This window comes from Marinomonas sp. G8-14 (assembly GCF_055808935.1).
This window is the reverse complement of sequence record NZ_CM147891.1, coordinates 1,213,684-1,230,140: the sequence shown is the minus strand read 5'-3', so window position 1 is coordinate 1,230,140 and position 16,457 is coordinate 1,213,684. Positions and strand designations below refer to the sequence as shown.

Below are 16,457 nucleotides of genomic sequence, written 5' to 3'. Positions count from 1 at the left end.
GGCTTAACTTGGTTGCTGTTAAAAGACTTCACTTGCAATACGGTTGGCTTTCTTAAAATATAGGCGACATTTTTAATCAATGTATACTGTTTAGGATTTTTATGAGCGATAAACTTACTCACTTGGATAGTCAAGGCCATGCGCACATGGTGGATGTTTCTGATAAAGACATCACTAAGCGAACGGCGACCGCTAAGGCTATCGTTCTCATGAAGCCGATAACCCTAAAAAAAGTGATAGAAGGTGGCTTACCAAAAGGAGATGTGTTGGCTACTGCACGTATAGCCGGTATCCAAGCGGCAAAGAAGACGGCCGATTTGATACCCCTATGTCACCCATTGATACTGACGAAAGTAACCGTAGATATTAATGTGGTGAGTGATTGTGAGCTTGAGGTGTTATGTACCTGCTCTTTATCTGGTAAAACTGGCGTTGAAATGGAGGCGTTAACGGGAGCCAGTATTGCCGCTTTGACCCTTTATGATATGTGCAAAGCGGTTGATAAAGGGATTGTGATTCAGGCGGTTTCTCTGTTAGAAAAAAAGGCGGCAAGAGTGGTGATTGGAGTAATAACAATGCCTAGTGTTAGAGTGGTTTTTTTTGCCTCATTAAAAGAGCGTATCGGCCAAAATGAGTATGTGGCTGAGATCGCGCTGCCATTAAGTATTGGTGATTTAAAGCACCTATTGGCAAGCCAACTTAATCAAGGCAGTGTGCTGCTTGAAAAGGGAATTCAATCTTCCATTGATTTTGAATTCGCTAGAGACGCAGACATGGTCTCTGAAACCGTGAAAGAGGTGGCTTTTTTCCCACCTGTAACCGGAGGCTAGATGATTCGTGTACAAGAAGAAGATTTTCACGTTGATGAGTTGTATCAAGGTCTCTTGAAAGCCAACAAGACAGGTGCCGTGGCTATGTTTGTTGGATTAGTGCGTCAGTTTTCAGACTTGCCAAAGGCGGTTTGTCATTTTGAGCTTGAGCATTATCCTGGAATGACGGAGCGAAATTTACAAAACATAGTCGATGAAGCCAATAAACGTTGGTCCTTACTTGATGTTTGCGTTGTACACCGCGTTGGCCGTTTATCAGTGGATGATCAAATTGTGTTTGTCGGGGTGAGCGCGGCCCATCGTGCGGAAGCGTTTCAGGCCTGTGATTTTGTTATGGATTATTTAAAGAGCCGAGCGGCGTTTTGGAAAAAAGAGTCTCAAGGCTCCCAAAGCCATTGGGTGGAAGCCAATGGTAGTGATGAAGTGAGCCTAGAGCGCTGGAAAAAGTAATTTGGCGTGTGCGTGACTAATGAGGGCGAAGGGTTTTCTTTCGTCCACTTGCATGACGCTCTCGGTATTCGGTATCAATGTATTTGTCTGTCGTCGCCATGCTCGCGTGCCCCGCGTCTTCTCTGACGTGTTCTTTTGGTCTGGTTTTAACATCTTCAGATATGCCTGTGTGTCGTAACCAGTGAACGGTTGCGACACGCAAATCATCAGCATCGGCACGCATGCCATCTTCACACATACGCTCATAGGCTTTGTCGAAACACAGCTGAACAATATTACGTACTTGCCGTGAGCTGGTCATAGCGCCTTGGCCTCTATTTTTAGGCACTAGAGGGGTGTTTTCAGCAATGGTTGGAAGCATGGGTAAGTCTCGAAAACGACGGTAGCGAATCAAGGCATTGAGCATATCGTCTGATACCGCAACTAGACGTTCTTTATTGCCCTTAGACAGCACTTTAAACCACCAATGCCCATCGGAGTCTTTAATGAAATCTCCCATCACTGGTGCTGATCGTTCGTCGGCCACTAATTCTGAAATTCGCAAATACATCCCCAGTAGGGCGTTCATAATAAACAGAGTGCGTTCGTGATTGACGGGGTCTTCTTCTGCAAGCATTTCAGCGGTTTCAATAACATAGTCCCACTGTAGGTTAGAAATTCGTCGCACTTGCTTACGCGTTACTTCTTTCTTAACAAATTTACTTTTTTGTCTAATTAAAGCAACTGGGTTTTGCTGCGCGGCATCTTCTTGCATAAGAAAACCATAATAAGACGATAGAATTGAGAATGTGGCGCGGATTGCCGCTTGAGACAACGAGTGCAATTTTGTTTTTGGTACGTCACCATTTTTGAATTCCAATTTGCTGACATGGGCCACAAAGGGTCGCCACTCTTTGTTTGCGATTCTTTGTCCCATGTGTAATTTAAAACGAGCAACGTTTTTTATGCCAATCCAACTTTCGGGAGGTGTTATGCAAAAGTGTATAAATTCTTCAATTTGATCGCGTCGCAATTGAGTAGTAGGGCAATTAGCAATATTCCATGACCACAGTAGTAGTCGTTCTACTTCTCGACGATACGAGTTGAAAGTAGCCTGGGAGCCGTTGTAGCTATAGATAAAACATAAGGCAAGTTGGAGATCTCTGCGATACTCGGAATCACTAAGTTGAGGTGTCGATGCACTCAGATGAGTAAGAATACTATCAAACTGAGTGAAAGGGTTTGGTAGATTTTCTAAGTTATCGATTAAAGCAAGCGGCGTCATAATCTTTCATATCCAAATTGATGTCCTATATTAACAAAATTTTCGATGTATCCCACTGATTTATCATTCGCTACAAGCCTATCTTTAAAAAGTCGGTCTCAGTTTGTCTTTTTCTTCCTCATTTTTCAGCCTTTATGTCTCATTTATTTTGATTTCATTCTTTTTTATGTGATTTTGATGCAATTTGATACTTATTAATTCGTATTTGGAACAAAGGTGGAAGATAAGGTTTTGGGGTTTTTAAATTAAATTAAAAGACTATTATGAACTCATCGAAACACAATATGAATTGTGAATTAACATCAATATAGAATATCGAGGGAATAAATATGAAAACTTTTTCTAAATCAGCTATTACATTTTTTACTGCTTCTGTTATGGCAGCGTCTGCATTTGCTTCTGAATCAACAGATCGTGTGCAAAGCGCTAAAGGCAGTGTTGAAGCCTTGGGTGTTACGCTTGAAAACATGGGTGCTAACGTCGATACAAATGTCGATTTAAACGGTGCTTACACAGCGGATCAAAAAGCAGCTGTATACAAAGCTAAACACGCTGAACTACAAAGCCAGTTTAATACTTTGCATGCTCAGTCTGCTGAATAATTTAGGCTAAAAATATTTTTAATTATTAATTGAAGAGGGTTATATTATGAAAACGTTAAATAAAGCAGCATTGGCTATACTTGCAGCAACAGTTATGACAACTAGCGCATTTGCTAGTACAGAGGGTGCTACAGAGCGTGTTCAAAGCGCCAAAGGTAGTGTAGAAGCACTTTCTGTTACTCTTGAAAACATGGGGGCTGATGTAGACGCAAGTGTGGATATGAACGGTGCCTATACGGCCGATCAAAAAGTATCAATCTACAATGCAAAGCACGACGAACTACAAGCTCAATTTGATGCGTTACGCGCTCAATCAGCAGAGTGATACTGTGCAGTTCTTACAAAAAAGCCAAACATTTGTTTGGCTTTTTTATTGCTTTAATTTTCTTCTTCTAAATCTTCTTGTTTTTCTGCTTCATTTATTATTTTAAATTCTTCTATTGTATTATTTATGATGCTTTTTTCATTTTCTGTAGCATCTTTCTCTGCTCGGGTTATTAAATACTGAGCAGTCTTGTCTTTTCCTTGGCTGAAATCTAATAGTGCGCGGTAGTTTAATGCCATTGGTATATTGTTTCTGGATTGATAGTACTGAATATTAGCACGCCAAATTAGACGTTTTTCATAGATATAGTCAGATGATACGTTAATGGGTTTTGATTGGGTGGATTGTGCGTATAACATAGAGAAAAGGATGTTGTTGGGAGAAAGTTCTAATTGTCGGTTAATAATAACCAATCCTTCTTCTGCGTTATTTGCAGCGATAAAGCTTAGGGCTTGCAGGTAATCTGTAAACTTATTGTGCTTTTCTAGCTTGTTTAAGAAGCTTAGTGCACGTTCGGGTGACTGGACAATATAAGAAAAGAGTGCCTTGGCAAAGTTTCTGACATCATTGTCTTGGATTCTTTGGTCCAAGTACGCCAATGGTCTGTCTTCTAAGCCAGCTCTGTACGCAAGCAGACTAGCCCGGAAATAATCAAAGTCACTCTGGGGGCGACTGTTTAGTATACTTTCCTGAGTGTCTGTGCTGAATGAATCAGAGAGACGAGAGTTTGGTGATGGGTGGGTGGACAAAAACTCTAATTTTGGTCTGCCTAGGGCTTGTTTAAAAAAGGCTTGAAAGAGTTTGGTCATGCCTTCTGGTGGTAGACCGGCGTTAATTAGGTATTCTCGCCCACGTCTGTCTGCTTCCTGCTCTTGATTTCGACTGTAAGTTAGTGTGTTTTCGGCTTGGTTTGCGATACCACCTAACCATAGTGCAGTAGTCGCATCGCCACCTGCTCCGGCGAGAGCCGCTGCAATCCCAGCGCCTAACATGACTAACGTTTTGCTAAGCTCTTCACTAGAGTGTTTTGTTTGGCGTTCATAATGTCGAAGATCTAAATGGGCCACTTCGTGTGCTAATAATCCATAGAGCATGTCTTCACTGGTGATCATTTCCATAATATCGGAATAGATAAAAAGGTGATTGCCAGGAATGACAAAGGCGTTACTTTGGGTGCTATTGAGCAACGTCATTTCAACAGTGGTATTGTAAAGATTTGTCTGTGGCAGGATATGAGAAAGCGCATCTTTCAAATAGTCGTAAGCGGGTGGGAAATCGATTAAGGCGCGACTGCCATTCAGTTTTCTAAACCAGTGCTGTCCAAGTATGTAAGAGGGATTAGATAATGCCCTCTCGTCCTTGTTGGCTTCAAGATCCGGAAGGTTTGCATTTGACATACTTGAGAAAGTGCTTGTAAAAACAATGGCTAAGATGGTTAAGCTTGTTGTAACGTTTGAAAATAGTCTCATAATATGGCTAATGTATTTTTGAGTAAGTTATAAAATGAACGATCTATACGAAGAGTATGACGTAATCTTGGATGCAAGAGAAGATCGTTGTCCAATGCCTTTGCTAAAGACCAAGATGGCGTTAAGCAGAATGGCTGTCGGGGAGCGACTGTGTGTTATAGCGACAGACTCTGGTTCGTTAAAAGATATTCCTCAATATGTGACCTTGGTTGGATTGTCTTTATTGTCGATGCAGGAAGATAATGCTGTCTATACCTTTGTTATTCAGAAAAGCTGAAACGGATTCGATATGTTTAAAATTGTTGATACGCTGATTAAACGATATTTTTCAAATGAGGAAGTGGTTGTTTTCTTGCTTCTGATGATTGCGACCTTGTGTGTTTTTGCTTTTTGGGGTGGTATTTTAGCGCCGATACTGATTGCCATTGTGCTCGCCTTTCTACTGCAAGGCCTGGTGGATCGATTGCAAAGTTTGGGTCTTGGTCATGTTACTTCAGTGCTTCTTGTATTTTCTGCTTTTATAACCGCATGCGGTGTTTTCATCGGTGTTATGGTGCCGATTATTTGGCGTCAGGCTGTTCGCCTTGTGCAGGATGCGCCCCGCATGTTCACGGATATACGTCATGAGGTACAACTGTTTGCGGAAGGTCATCGGGATTTTGTTAGCGAAGCCGCCATTGATGAGGTGATTAACTCGCTAGCAAATGAATCAACAAATCTAGGGCAATGGCTGGTCTCTTTTTCGATTGCCAGTATTCCATCTTTGTTCTCGTTAATTATTTATTTGGTGCTTGTGCCTCTGGTCATGTTTTTTTTGCTCAAAGATCAGCAGAAAATTCTCACTTATATGACGTCATGGTTACCAAAAGAAAGAAAAATGATGCGTAATATCGCCCATGAAATGAATGAACAAATTGCTAATTATATTCGCGGTAAGTTCATCGAAATGCTAGTTGTGGGGATCGTAACCTATATTGTATTTTTGGTGTTTGGTTTGAAATACGCTGAATTGCTTGCTCTTTTGGTTGGACTGTCGGTGTTGATTCCATATATAGGCGCAGCGGCGGTGACAGTGCCTGTGGTACTCGTTGCTTTTTATCAGTACGGCACTCAGAGTGAGTTTGTGTATGTTGTGATCGCTTATTTAGTCGTACAAGCTTTAGATGGGAATGTACTTGTGCCTTTGTTGTTTTCTGAAGCGGTGAATTTGCACCCATTAGCCATCATTGTTGCTGTGTTGTTTTTTGGCGGTATATGGGGGTTTTGGGGCATCTTTTTTGCGATTCCCTTAGCCACCTTGGTGAAGGCCATCATTAATGCTTGGCCAGATCAGCAACAGTTGGCCTAACTTTTATCACAGTATATTACTGATAGCCCTTTCTTATTGCTAAGAAAGGGCTTTTTTTAGAGGATTACTTTCGCCAGCAGAATGCTGTATGGAGGAAGAACAACGGTATTGCCGTCGATGTACCCACTGTGTATTGCTTCAGGCAATATCAAAGCAGACAGTTTAAGTTCGACAGGTAAAATAATGTCTTGATTGGCGGTATTAATAGCGACGTAAAGCTGCTTACTCTTATAAGCACGCAGAAATGTCAGTGTGGTGTCATCGTTGTACATAAATTCAATGTCACCATGGCGTAATTCTGCGTGGTTGCGTCTTACATGAAGAAAGTCACGGTAGGCATGCAGAACGGAGTGGCGATTGCCTTCTTGTTCGTTAACGGCCAGTGGACGTTGGGTGTCAGCAATGGGTAACCAAGGCACCGTAGACTGGGTAAAGCCTCCCAGCGTTTCGTTTTTCCATGGAATAGGGGTTCGACAACCGTCACGTCCTTTGAATTCTGGCCAAAAAGCAATACCAAAAGGGTCTACTAGTTGATCTAACGTCAGTTCAGCTTCTGGTAGACCAAGTTCTTCACCTTGATATAAGCAAACGCTTCCTCTTAGGGTTAATAGCATGGCCATGTAGATTTTGCTTTTGGCAATGGCATCGTGGTTTTTTCCCCAGCGAGTTGCTACCCGTTCTACGTCATGATTGCCGATGGACCAACAGGGCCAACCATCTCCTAATCCGGCCTCTATCGTCTCCATGGTATTGCGAATGTGTGTCATTGAAGCATCATGAGTGAGGAGGTCGAACGAGTAACACATGTGTAGCTTATCTTTACCCTGGGTATACGCTGCCATGGTTTCTAAAGCAAAATCGCAACCGACTTCGCCAACTGTGGTGGTATTTGGGTATTTATCTAATAGACTGCGCAAGCGCTGCAGGAAGCCAATGTTTTCAGGTCTGGATTTATCATAAAGGTGTAGTTGATAGGCGTAAGGATTGTCTAGTCTGACACCAATACTTCCTTCTACGACGTCTTTTTTAGGTGGGTTATTTCTTAGCTCTATATCATGATAGTAATAGTTGGCTGTATCAAGACGGAAACCATCAACACCGCGTTTTAGCCAAAACTCGACAGTATCAAGTAGGGCATCGACGACATCAGGGTTGTGGAAGTTTAAATCAGGTTGGCTGTCTAAAAAGTTATGAAGATAATATTGGCGACGGCGGCTGTCCCAATGCCAAGCTGGACCACCAAAAACAGACAGCCAGTTGTTAGGTACCGTGCCATCAGGGTTGGCATCTGCCCAAATATACCAATCGGCTTTCGCGTTATCATGACTGCTGCGTGACTCGACAAACCATGGGTGTTGATCGGAGCTGTGGTTAAGCACTTGGTCTATCATCACTTTAAGGCCATGATGATGAGCAGACTCAATCAGCTGGTCGAAGTCTTCTAGCGTGCCAAAGATAGGATCAACGTTACAATAATCACTGACGTCGTAACCAAAGTCTTTCATCGGAGAAGTGAAGAAAGGCGATAGCCAAATCGCGTCGACCCCCAGTGAGGCAATATAACTCATTTTTTGGGTGACGCCTGGAAGGTCACCGATACCATCGTTGTTTGAATCGAAAAAGCTTCTAGGATAAACCTGATAAATTACCGCGCCGCGCCACCATTCTTGATTCATCATCATGATTCCTTCTCACTGTAATAGGGATGTTTTGGTGTCATTGCTAACAGAATTTCTTAGATTTATAGAGGATTGGTCCCATTCTCTGTCGTGCTTTTTTGACATAATTGCAGCATACTCAATGATTATAATTAATGCATGATTTTTGTTGCTTTATTTAGTGGCAATTTTGTTATTTTTTGGAGCTGTGATGTTCTCTGATAATGCTCGCCCTGTGGCTTGGCCTTTATTCTTTTTTTATTTTTTCTTTTGTGCATTAGTGGGCGTAATGATGCCCTATATCTCCCTGTATTATAAATCGATCGGTTTAACCGCGTCAGAGATTGGTAGGTTGATGTCGACCTTTACCTTGTCTGGCATCTTGATACCGCATTTTTGGGGGTGGCTGACTGCAAAAGTAGGGCTTCCTAAGCGCATATTACAAATTGGAATTTTAGGCTGTTTTATTGCTGTTATCCCATTTAATTGGAATGATCAATTTGAAACCTTGTGGCTATTAACCTGTACGATGGCTTTGTTTTATTCCGCTTTGATTCCGATGACGGATTCTTTGGCAGTGAGGAGTATTCGACACTTAGATGTGCCTTATACTCGTCTGCGGGTTGGTGGTTCAATTGGCTATGTGTTTGCTGTAACGGGAGCGGGCTTTTTAATTGGTCAGTTTGGTGTCGTAATCGTTATTCCTACTATGTGCGTATTTTTAGCACTGGCTGTAGTGACGTCATTTTTCCTTAAAGAGCAGGCCTATGAGGTCCAGACTCAAAAAGCCACTACGTCTTTTTTGGCTTTGGTGAGAACGCCAGAGTCTATGTTGTTTTTTGGGTTAGCGTTTTTGGCATTTATGTCTCATGCACCTTTTAATGTCTTTTTTGCGGTGCATTTGTCGAACTCGGGTTACAGCGGCCAATACATCGGTTTACTAATGGCGTTGGGGGTCGTTATTGAGATCGTATTATTCTTGTTTTTTGGCAATACGATCAAGCGTTTTGACGTGGTTCACATTATTACCTTGTGCTTTATTTGCGGCATGGTGCGTTGGTTTTTAGTGGGATGGTTTGCTTCCGTGGTATGGGTGCTGATTTTTACCCAACTGCTGCATAGTATAACCTTTGCTCTCTTTCATATGGTTTCTATCGAACAGATTCGGCGTCTATTTCCAGAGCGCTTCGCAGGTCAAGGTCAGGCTATGTATAGCGCCTTTGCCATCGGCTTGGGGGGCGGTTTAGGAATGGTTGTTGCCGGCTATTTATGGGAATGGATTGGTGGCGCATGGGTGTTTACTTTGGCGTCTTGTGTGAGTGCGTTGGCGTTAGGCATTCTCTTGTTCAGCCAGCGTCGTTAGTGCATTTCTAAGTTTGTGCCGTCGCTTTTTAATAGTTCAATAAAGGCGATGGCGGCACGACTCAATGTTCTTTGTTTGTGATGTATGACACCGAGTTTTCTTTCCACGTTTAAATCAGGCAAGTTTAAGACAACCAACTTTTCATCGACGAGTGTTGAGGGAAGGAGTGACCAACCCCAGCCGATGTTTACTAGCATCGCCAATGTTTCTAGGTTGTTTGTATTCATTCTTACTTTCGGTTTTAGCCCCTGCTTTCCAAAGGCTTGTTCGGCAATTTGTCTAGTAAACGTGTTTTTATTGGGCAAAACGCAAGCATGTTGTGCTAATTCAATAAGAGTTAGGTTCTTATAAAAAGCGAGAGGGTGGTCTTTACTGACGACACAGGTCAGTGGATCAGACCATATAGGCAAGGATTCAATTAATGGGTTTTCTTTGTTTGACAAGGTAATAATCCCTAGCTCTGCTCGACCTTTCAAAACATCTTGGTAGGCTTCTTCAGATTGCACAAATTCAATTTCTAATTGCGCACTGGGGTAATCTTCTTGAAATCGTTTGAGAGATTTAGGTAAACGGTGCAAGCCAATATGATGTCCGGTAGATATGCGCAATTCACCACTGACGTCTTGCATCTGTAATGTCATGCTGCGTTTGATTTCTTGCAGGTCTTCAGCCATTTTTCTAGCTTTGGGCAGCAAGCGAATGCCCGCTTCAGTTAATTGTACTTGCCGCCCGATACGATCAAAAAGTTTTACACCAAGGCTGTTTTCAAGTGAGGCTACTCGTTTGCTAATGGCGGGTTGGGTAACAAAAAGTTGATCTCCTGCTTCTGAAAAAGAGCTGGTCTCGGCAACTTTTATAAACGTAAGTAGTTCCGCGATGTCTATCATTCCAAAAAATTATCCAAAACATGAAAAATATGAATTTGAGTAATTTAAGCCAAAGTTTTAGGATAGCGCAATAGATTTCTGAGGAGAGAGCGTATGTCTGGTAAAACCCTTTATGACAAGTTGTGGGATAGCCATCTTGTTCAGCAACGAGATGACGGCAGTGCATTGATTTATATCGATTTGCAGTTGCTTCATGAAGTGACATCACCACAAGCATTTGAAGGTCTTCGGTTGGCTGGTCGTAAGCCTTGGCGTGTGTCGTCAAGCTTAGCAACGCCGGACCATAACGTACCTACCACTAAGAAAGAGCGTATTTCTGGTGTGGATGGTATTGAAGATCCTGTTTCGAAAATTCAAGTCACTACCTTGGATGATAACTGCAATGAATTTGGTATTACTGAATTCAACATGAAAGACATCCGTCAAGGCATCGTACACGTTGTTGGGCCAGAACAAGGTGCGACGCTTCCTGGTATGACGGTGGTGTGTGGTGATTCTCATACTTCTACCCATGGTGCATTTGGTGCTTTGGCGCATGGTATCGGTACGTCTGAAGTTGAACACGTGTTAGCGACCCAGTGTTTAGTACAAAAGAAAAGCCGCAATATGCTCGTTCGTGTTGACGGTGAATTGTCACCTTGGGTTTCTGCGAAAGACGTTGTTTTGGCGATTATTGGCGCGATTGGGACTGCGGGTGGTACTGGTTATGCCATTGAATTTGGTGGCACAGGTATTCAGTCTTTATCCATGGAAGGCCGCATGACGGTATGTAACATGGCCATCGAAGCGGGCGCTCGCGTTGGTCTGATCGCTGTAGACGATACGACCATTGAGTACGTAAAAGGTCGTCCTTATGCGCCAAAAGGTGAGCATTGGGACATGGCTGTCGAAGCTTGGAAAGATCTTGTGTCTGATAAAGATGCAAAATTTGACGAAGTGGTTGTGTTAAAGGCTGAGGATATTAAGCCGCAGGTTACATGGGGAACCTCGCCAGAAATGGTGATCGCTATTGATGAGCCTATTCCTCGCGCCGAAGATCAAAAAGATCCAGTGAAAAAAGAAGGTTATGCACGTGCTTGGAAATACATGGGGCTTGAAGGTAAGACCATGTTATCTGACGTCATTCTAGACCGTGTTTTTATCGGCTCTTGTACTAACTCACGTATTGAAGATTTGCGCATTGCTGCGCAAGTGGTGAAAGGTCGTAAAGTGGCGTCTAGCTTGAAGCAAGCGATTGTGGTTCCTGGCTCTGGCTTGGTGAAAGCACAAGCAGAGAAAGAAGGTTTACATGAAATCTTCGAAGCCGCTGGGTTAGAATGGCGTGAGCCAGGTTGCTCTATGTGCTTGGCAATGAACGCCGACAAGCTAGGCGCTGGTGAACATTGTGCGTCTACTTCGAATCGTAACTTTGAAGGGCGTCAAGGCTTTGGTGGTCGTACGCATTTGGTGAAGCCTGCTATGGCGGCTGCGGCTGCGATTGCTGGCCACTTTGTTGATGTTAATGAGTTTGTTAAAAGTTAGGAGAGAAGAGCATGCGTCCCTTTACTAAACACACAGGTTTAGCCGCTCCTTTGGATTTGGCAAACGTTGATACGGACATGATTATTCCAAAACAGTTCTTGAAATCCATCAAGCGTACTGGTTTTGGTAAAAATTTATTTGATGAGCTTCGTTACGAAGACGAAGGACAGCCAGATCAAGAGTGTGATGGTCGTCCATTGCGCAAAGATTTTGTATTAAACCAAGACCGTTACAAAGGCGCTAGCGTGTTACTGGCTCGCCAAAACTTTGGTTGCGGCTCTAGCCGTGAACATGCTCCATGGGCCTTAGACGATTATGGTTTTCGTTCCATTATTGCGCCAAGCTTTGCAGATATTTTTTACAATAACTGTTTTAAAAATGGCTTGTTACCTATCGTGCTGCAAGCAGAGGAAGTGGATCAATTGTTTGCTGAGGTGGCGCTTCGTGAAGGCGCTCAAATCACGATTGATCTTGAAAGCCAAACCGTGACATCACCTTCTGGTGCAACATTCGAGTTTACGGTTGATAATTTCCGCAAACATTGTTTGTTGAATGGCTTGGACGATATCGGCTTGACGCTACAGCAAGATGCCGCTATTCAGCGTTATGAAGAAAAACGAATGAAAGATGCGCCATGGCTTTTTTTGCCACGCGGTCAATAAATAAAAGATATCGATTTTAAGGATAAGAAATGACTAAAAAAGTATTGGTTTTACCAGGTGACGGTATTGGCCCTGAGATCGTTACGCAAGCGGTTCGTGTACTGGATGCGGTAAATGAACAGTTCTCCCTGAATATTCAACATGAAAGTGCCTTGGTTGGTGGTGCTGCTTATGATGAGACTGGATCTCCTTTACCCGAAACCACGTTAGCAAAAGCGAAAGTAGCCGATGCCATTTTGCTTGGCGCAGTGGGTGGTCCTAAATGGGATAAATTGGATATGTCGGTTCGCCCTGAAAAAGGCTTACTTGGACTGCGTTCCAATCTTGATCTGTTTTCGAATCTTCGTCCTGCTATTTTGTACCCACAGTTGGCGGATGCCTCTAGCTTGAAACCAGAAATCGTTGCTGGCTTGGATATTCTTATTGTTCGTGAATTAACGGGTGGCATCTACTTCGGTCAGCCACGTGGTATTCGTACATTAGAAAATGGTGAACGCGAAGGCTTCAATACCTACGTTTATAACGAGTCTGAAATTCGCCGCATTGGCCGATCTGCTTTTGAAGCCGCTCGTCAACGAGGTAAACGTGTGTGCTCTATTGATAAATCCAACGTGCTAGAAGTGACCGTGCTCTGGAAAGAAGTCATGGAAGAAGTGGCCAAAGAGTATCCTGATGTCCAATTGAGCCATATGCTAGTTGATAATGCTGCGATGCAGCTTGTTCGTGCCCCAAAACAGTTTGATGTAATGGTTACTGGCAATATGTTTGGTGATATCCTTTCTGATGCTGCTGCAATGTTGACAGGTTCTATTGGTATGTTACCTTCTGCATCACTCAATGCTGAAGGTCGTGGTATGTATGAGCCATGTCACGGATCTGCGCCTGATATTGCCGGTAAAGGAATTGCGAACCCATTGGCGACGATTTTGTCTGTTGCTATGATGTTGCGTTATTCTTTAGATGCAAAAGACGCGGCGGATGCCATTGAAGCGGCGGTGAGTAAAGTTCTAGACTTGGGTCTAAGAACAGCAGATATAGCATCAAAAGGATGCGAAACAGTTAGTACGCAAGCCATGGGCGATGCGGTTCTAGCTGCATTAAAAGCTTAATATCACTGTGATATTGGGCATTCATTAGGGATACTGCTCTTGGTATGAGCGGCCCCACAAAAAAAGGTAACGTTAACCATGTCAAAACACACTGTAGGTTTAGTCGGATGGCGCGGAATGGTTGGTTCCGTGTTGATGCAACGTATGATGGAAGAAAAAGACTTTGATCATATTGATCCGGTTTTTTTCACTACGTCACAAACGGGGCAAAAAGGTCCAGAAATTGGTAAAGATATTCCATTGCTTCAAGATGCGAATGATATTGAATCGTTGAAAAAAATGGACATTATTATTACCTGTCAAGGCGGGGATTATACCAAGGCTATTTACCCTCAGTTGCGTAATGCGGGTTGGAAGGGGTACTGGATTGATGCCGCGTCTTCTTTGCGTATGGAAAAAGACGCTATTATCGTGCTTGATCCTGTTAACTTAAATGTAATCAAGCAAGGTTTGTCTAACGGCGTAAAAACCTTTGTAGGTGGTAATTGCACCGTGAGTTTGATGCTGTTGGCGCTGGGTGGTCTATTTGAAAAAGGCCATATCGAGTGGATGACGTCGATGACTTATCAGGCTGCCTCTGGTGGTGGTGCACGCCACATGCGTGAGTTGATCAATCAAATGGGCATGCTGCAGAATTCTGTTGCAGCAGAGCTTGCCGATCCTGCCAGCGCTATTTTAGAGATCGACCGTAAAGTTGCTGAGCAAATGCGCTCGAATACTATGCCTGTTGATCAGTTTGGCGTGCCGTTAGCGGGTTCGTTGATTCCATATATCGATTCTCAGCTCGATAATGGTCAAAGCCGTGAAGAGTGGAAAGCACAGGCTGAAGCGAATAAGATCCTAGGCAATACTGGCGCAATTATTCCTGTAGATGGCTTGTGCGTTCGTATCGGTGCGATGCGTTGTCACAGCCAAGCCTTCACTATCAAGTTGAACAAAGACATCCCTGTTGCGGATATCGAAGGTATCTTGGCACAACATAACGATTGGGTCAGTGTGGTGCCTAACGATAAGCAAGCAACGATGGAGCGTTTAACGCCAACAGCCGCCACGGGAACATTGAATATTCCGGTTGGCCGTATTCGTAAATTGAATATGGGGCCTGAGTATATCAGCGCTTTCTCTGTTGGTGATCAGTTGTTATGGGGGGCGGCTGAGCCCTTACGTCGTATGCTACGAATTTTGCTCAATGACTAGCTTTATTGAGTAGGCTTGCTAATAAAAAGCGTCAGTCGTTTGTGACTGGCGCTTTTTTTGCTTGCTAGGTAGCTCATGGCGTGTTGTTATGAAGAATGAAATGCATCGCTTAAAAGAAGAGCGGTATAAATAGATTTTTAGTACAACATTTTAGGAGGCGCAGTGTTGTCTCGATTGCCTAAATGGGTTGAGTATGGCGCGTTTTTGCTTGCGCTTGTTGCAGGTAGTGTTAACGCGGTTGCACTACTGGGCTTTCATCATCAAGCGGTGTCTCATTTATCAGGCACGGCGACACTCATTGGGAGTGTTTTGTTCAGTCAATCGTCAGATGCTTTGTTGCATTTAATCGGGATTCTACTCAGCTTTGTTATAGGGTCGGCGATTTCAGGTTATATGTTGACAGGTAGATCATTAAAGCTCGGGCGATTCTATGATGTCTTGCTAGTGTTGGAGGCTCTATTTTTATTGATCGCGATGTATTTATTGTTAAATAATCATACATCGGGGCATTATCTAGCCTCGGCGGCCTGTGGCCTACAAAATGCGCTAGCGACTACTTACAGCGGCGCCATCGTACGAACCACCCATCTCACTGGTATTTTTACTGATTTAGGTATTATGTTAGGAGAGGCTTTACAAGGTAAGCCTCTAGATCGACGTAAAGCATGTTTATTTATTATTATTGTACTAGGCTTTATCTGTGGCGGAGCCTTAGGGTCATGGTTGTTCTTGGCACTTAGTTTTTGGGCTTTATCCATACCGGCGCTTGTCTGCTTTGTGCTCGCTGTTCTGTATCGCTTTGTGGCAACCGCTTCTTAGAGTGAGGCGCAGAAATTTTTCACATTTGGTGATATCGATATGTAGATTTATCGTCTATGGTTAATGAAATGGATGGTTAATGGTGTGTATGATAAGTGTCTTTAAAATATAGTGTATTGAAAAATTTGCTAGATTTTTAGAGTTATGATATTGATGTGTAAAGTGTTTTGAGTAGGAGGGTAGTGGTTTTTGTAAATGCTTGGCTTTGTTCATGATCTTGAGCAAGTATTTACATTATCGGTATTGAAATTAAGTGAATTCATCCATAGATTATAGAAAGGGCACAGAGGAGAGCAGAAAGTAAGTTAATAAAAAAACCTGATTACAACAGAAGGAAATTCTCTATGTATACATTGAATATCAGCGGTCACCACGTCCAATCTGGTGAAGAAGTTCAAGAAGTAGTAAAAGAAAAAATGGATCACTTGTCACGTATTAATAATCATATTACGACGATTAATGTGACCTTAAATACAGAGAAGCATGGGACTCATGAATTAATAGTAGAAGCCAGTGTGCATATTCCTGGTCATGATCTTTTTGCAATGGTTCAAACGGAAAAACAGCTTAAACCTGCCCTTGATATGTTGGTCAGTAAGTTAGAGAAACAGTTGATTAAGCATAAGGCGAAGCCTAAGAATGCTGGTCGACAACACCACATTAACGCTAAGGATGTTGAAAGTCCTATCGAGCGCCAGTTACAGGCTGAATTTGATGAGCTTGTTGAGCGTGAAGTGATTTAGTTAACCTAACCTTATAGGATAAAGCCTCGCTTATAGCGGGGCTTTTTTGTGCCTGCTTAAAAATAGTGTGAAAAAATTCATCACTCTTTTTACAGTTATATTTTCCTACCATAAGCTGGAAAATAAGAAAGGATAGGCGAAATGAAATTCAGTGCAAAAAAAGCGACGCCCGGTAAGGCATCGCTTTTTTATGTTACACATTATTTAATT

Annotated in this window: 17 protein-coding genes; 13 read left to right on the top strand and 4 right to left on the bottom strand. The window is 42.8% G+C overall.

Annotation, left to right across the window (positions count from 1 at the left end; all coding sequences use genetic code 11):
* The first annotated feature begins 101 nt into the window (after nt 1-101).
* Nucleotides 102-830 (top strand): cyclic pyranopterin monophosphate synthase MoaC, encoded by a 729-nt coding sequence (moaC, locus tag AC0L6V_RS06245; RefSeq protein WP_418138852.1) that lies wholly within the window; start codon nt 102-104, stop codon nt 828-830.
* The gene (locus AC0L6V_RS06240) at nt 831-1,280 is read left to right on the top strand and encodes a molybdenum cofactor biosynthesis protein MoaE (RefSeq protein WP_265221002.1); all 450 of its coding nucleotides are present in this window, start codon (nt 831-833) and stop codon (nt 1,278-1,280) included.
* Between the two features lie 16 nt (nt 1,281-1,296).
* Here AC0L6V_RS06240 and AC0L6V_RS06235 read toward each other — a convergent pair whose 3' ends face one another.
* Nucleotides 1,297-2,544 carry a tyrosine-type recombinase/integrase gene (locus AC0L6V_RS06235; RefSeq protein ID WP_409419545.1) on the bottom strand — a complete coding sequence of 416 codons (1,248 nt, stop codon included), beginning with the start codon at nt 2,542-2,544 and terminating at the stop codon, nt 1,297-1,299.
* Nucleotides 2,545-2,873: 329 nt separating this feature from the next.
* Here AC0L6V_RS06235 and AC0L6V_RS06230 point away from each other — a divergent pair, with 329 nt between their 5' ends.
* Together AC0L6V_RS06230 and AC0L6V_RS06225 are read left to right on the top strand one after the other, a co-directional pair.
* A complete protein-coding gene (locus tag AC0L6V_RS06230; protein WP_265221004.1) occupies nt 2,874-3,146 on the top strand; it encodes a hypothetical protein in 273 nt (90 codons plus the stop codon).
* Between the two features lie 46 nt (nt 3,147-3,192).
* Nucleotides 3,193-3,471, top strand: coding sequence for a hypothetical protein (locus AC0L6V_RS06225; RefSeq protein ID WP_265221005.1), 279 nt, complete (start codon nt 3,193-3,195; stop codon nt 3,469-3,471).
* 53 nt (nt 3,472-3,524) lie between these two features.
* Here AC0L6V_RS06225 and AC0L6V_RS06220 read toward each other — a convergent pair whose 3' ends face one another.
* Nucleotides 3,525-4,868 (bottom strand): M48 family metalloprotease, encoded by a 1,344-nt coding sequence (locus tag AC0L6V_RS06220; protein ID WP_265221006.1) that lies wholly within the window; start codon nt 4,866-4,868, stop codon nt 3,525-3,527.
* A 106-nt stretch (nt 4,869-4,974) separates the two neighbouring features.
* Between AC0L6V_RS06220 and AC0L6V_RS06215 the strand changes: the two genes are divergently transcribed.
* Together AC0L6V_RS06215 and AC0L6V_RS06210 are read left to right on the top strand one after the other, a co-directional pair.
* Nucleotides 4,975-5,217, top strand: coding sequence for a sulfurtransferase TusA family protein (locus tag AC0L6V_RS06215; RefSeq protein ID WP_265221007.1), 243 nt, complete (start codon nt 4,975-4,977; stop codon nt 5,215-5,217).
* 12 nt (nt 5,218-5,229) lie between these two features.
* A complete protein-coding gene (locus tag AC0L6V_RS06210) occupies nt 5,230-6,288 on the top strand; it encodes an AI-2E family transporter (RefSeq protein WP_409419544.1) in 1,059 nt (352 codons plus the stop codon).
* A 56-nt stretch (nt 6,289-6,344) separates the two neighbouring features.
* Here AC0L6V_RS06210 and AC0L6V_RS06205 read toward each other — a convergent pair whose 3' ends face one another.
* Nucleotides 6,345-7,970, bottom strand: coding sequence for an alpha-amylase family glycosyl hydrolase (locus AC0L6V_RS06205; RefSeq protein ID WP_265221008.1), 1,626 nt, complete (start codon nt 7,968-7,970; stop codon nt 6,345-6,347).
* Nucleotides 7,971-8,157: 187 nt separating this feature from the next.
* On the opposite strand from AC0L6V_RS06205, the gene AC0L6V_RS06200 reads away from it, so the two are divergent.
* Entirely contained in the window at nt 8,158-9,309 is a 1,152-nt protein-coding gene (locus AC0L6V_RS06200; RefSeq protein ID WP_409419543.1) for an MFS transporter, read from the top strand.
* Here AC0L6V_RS06200 and AC0L6V_RS06195 read toward each other — a convergent pair.
* Complete coding sequence (locus AC0L6V_RS06195) at nt 9,306-10,196, bottom strand: LysR family transcriptional regulator (protein ID WP_265221010.1); 891 nt, start codon at nt 10,194-10,196, stop codon at nt 9,306-9,308. The two genes, AC0L6V_RS06200 and AC0L6V_RS06195, sit on opposite strands and share 4 nt — an antisense overlap.
* A 93-nt stretch (nt 10,197-10,289) precedes the next feature.
* On the opposite strand from AC0L6V_RS06195, the gene leuC reads away from it, so the two are divergent.
* From leuC to hpf, 6 genes are all read left to right on the top strand, one after another.
* Entirely contained in the window at nt 10,290-11,717 is a 1,428-nt protein-coding gene (gene leuC, locus AC0L6V_RS06190; RefSeq protein ID WP_418138851.1) for a 3-isopropylmalate dehydratase large subunit, read from the top strand.
* Between the two features lie 11 nt (nt 11,718-11,728).
* Nucleotides 11,729-12,379: a 3-isopropylmalate dehydratase small subunit gene (leuD, locus tag AC0L6V_RS06185; RefSeq protein WP_265221011.1), complete on the top strand. Its 651-nt coding sequence runs from the start codon at nt 11,729-11,731 to the stop codon at nt 12,377-12,379.
* A gap of 29 nt (nt 12,380-12,408) precedes the next feature.
* Entirely contained in the window at nt 12,409-13,488 is a 1,080-nt protein-coding gene (gene leuB / locus AC0L6V_RS06180; protein WP_265221012.1) for a 3-isopropylmalate dehydrogenase, read from the top strand.
* A gap of 78 nt (nt 13,489-13,566) precedes the next feature.
* Nucleotides 13,567-14,685 (top strand): aspartate-semialdehyde dehydrogenase, encoded by a 1,119-nt coding sequence (gene asd / locus AC0L6V_RS06175; protein WP_409419541.1) that lies wholly within the window; start codon nt 13,567-13,569, stop codon nt 14,683-14,685.
* A 162-nt stretch (nt 14,686-14,847) separates the two neighbouring features.
* The gene (locus tag AC0L6V_RS06170) at nt 14,848-15,504 is read left to right on the top strand and encodes a YoaK family protein (RefSeq protein WP_409419540.1); all 657 of its coding nucleotides are present in this window, start codon (nt 14,848-14,850) and stop codon (nt 15,502-15,504) included.
* A 344-nt stretch (nt 15,505-15,848) separates the two neighbouring features.
* Nucleotides 15,849-16,247, top strand: coding sequence for a ribosome hibernation-promoting factor, HPF/YfiA family (gene hpf / locus AC0L6V_RS06165; RefSeq protein ID WP_409419539.1), 399 nt, complete (start codon nt 15,849-15,851; stop codon nt 16,245-16,247).
* The last annotated feature ends 210 nt before the right edge of the window (nt 16,248-16,457 follow it).

What these genes read in the sequence shown, in the direction of transcription:
- AC0L6V_RS06215 (WP_265221007.1), top strand. Translation starts at nt 4,975, where the DNA reads ATGAACGATCTATACGAAGAGTATGACGTAATCTTGGATGCAAGAGAA.
- leuD (WP_265221011.1), top strand. Translation starts at nt 11,729, where the DNA reads ATGCGTCCCTTTACTAAACACACAGGTTTAGCCGCTCCTTTGGATTTG.
- AC0L6V_RS06235 (WP_409419545.1), bottom strand. Translation starts at nt 2,544, where the DNA reads ATGACGCCGCTTGCTTTAATCGATAACTTAGAAAATCTACCAAACCCT.
- AC0L6V_RS06240 (WP_265221002.1), top strand. Translation starts at nt 831, where the DNA reads ATGATTCGTGTACAAGAAGAAGATTTTCACGTTGATGAGTTGTATCAA.
- AC0L6V_RS06210 (WP_409419544.1), top strand. Translation starts at nt 5,230, where the DNA reads ATGTTTAAAATTGTTGATACGCTGATTAAACGATATTTTTCAAATGAG.
- AC0L6V_RS06230 (WP_265221004.1), top strand. Translation starts at nt 2,874, where the DNA reads ATGAAAACTTTTTCTAAATCAGCTATTACATTTTTTACTGCTTCTGTT.
- hpf (WP_409419539.1), top strand. Translation starts at nt 15,849, where the DNA reads ATGTATACATTGAATATCAGCGGTCACCACGTCCAATCTGGTGAAGAA.
- AC0L6V_RS06200 (WP_409419543.1), top strand. Translation starts at nt 8,158, where the DNA reads ATGTTCTCTGATAATGCTCGCCCTGTGGCTTGGCCTTTATTCTTTTTT.
- AC0L6V_RS06195 (WP_265221010.1), bottom strand. Translation starts at nt 10,196, where the DNA reads ATGATAGACATCGCGGAACTACTTACGTTTATAAAAGTTGCCGAGACC.
- leuC (WP_418138851.1), top strand. Translation starts at nt 10,290, where the DNA reads ATGTCTGGTAAAACCCTTTATGACAAGTTGTGGGATAGCCATCTTGTT.
- AC0L6V_RS06205 (WP_265221008.1), bottom strand. Translation starts at nt 7,970, where the DNA reads ATGATGATGAATCAAGAATGGTGGCGCGGCGCGGTAATTTATCAGGTT.
- leuB (WP_265221012.1), top strand. Translation starts at nt 12,409, where the DNA reads ATGACTAAAAAAGTATTGGTTTTACCAGGTGACGGTATTGGCCCTGAG.
- AC0L6V_RS06225 (WP_265221005.1), top strand. Translation starts at nt 3,193, where the DNA reads ATGAAAACGTTAAATAAAGCAGCATTGGCTATACTTGCAGCAACAGTT.
- asd (WP_409419541.1), top strand. Translation starts at nt 13,567, where the DNA reads ATGTCAAAACACACTGTAGGTTTAGTCGGATGGCGCGGAATGGTTGGT.
- AC0L6V_RS06220 (WP_265221006.1), bottom strand. Translation starts at nt 4,868, where the DNA reads ATGTCAAATGCAAACCTTCCGGATCTTGAAGCCAACAAGGACGAGAGG.
- moaC (WP_418138852.1), top strand. Translation starts at nt 102, where the DNA reads ATGAGCGATAAACTTACTCACTTGGATAGTCAAGGCCATGCGCACATG.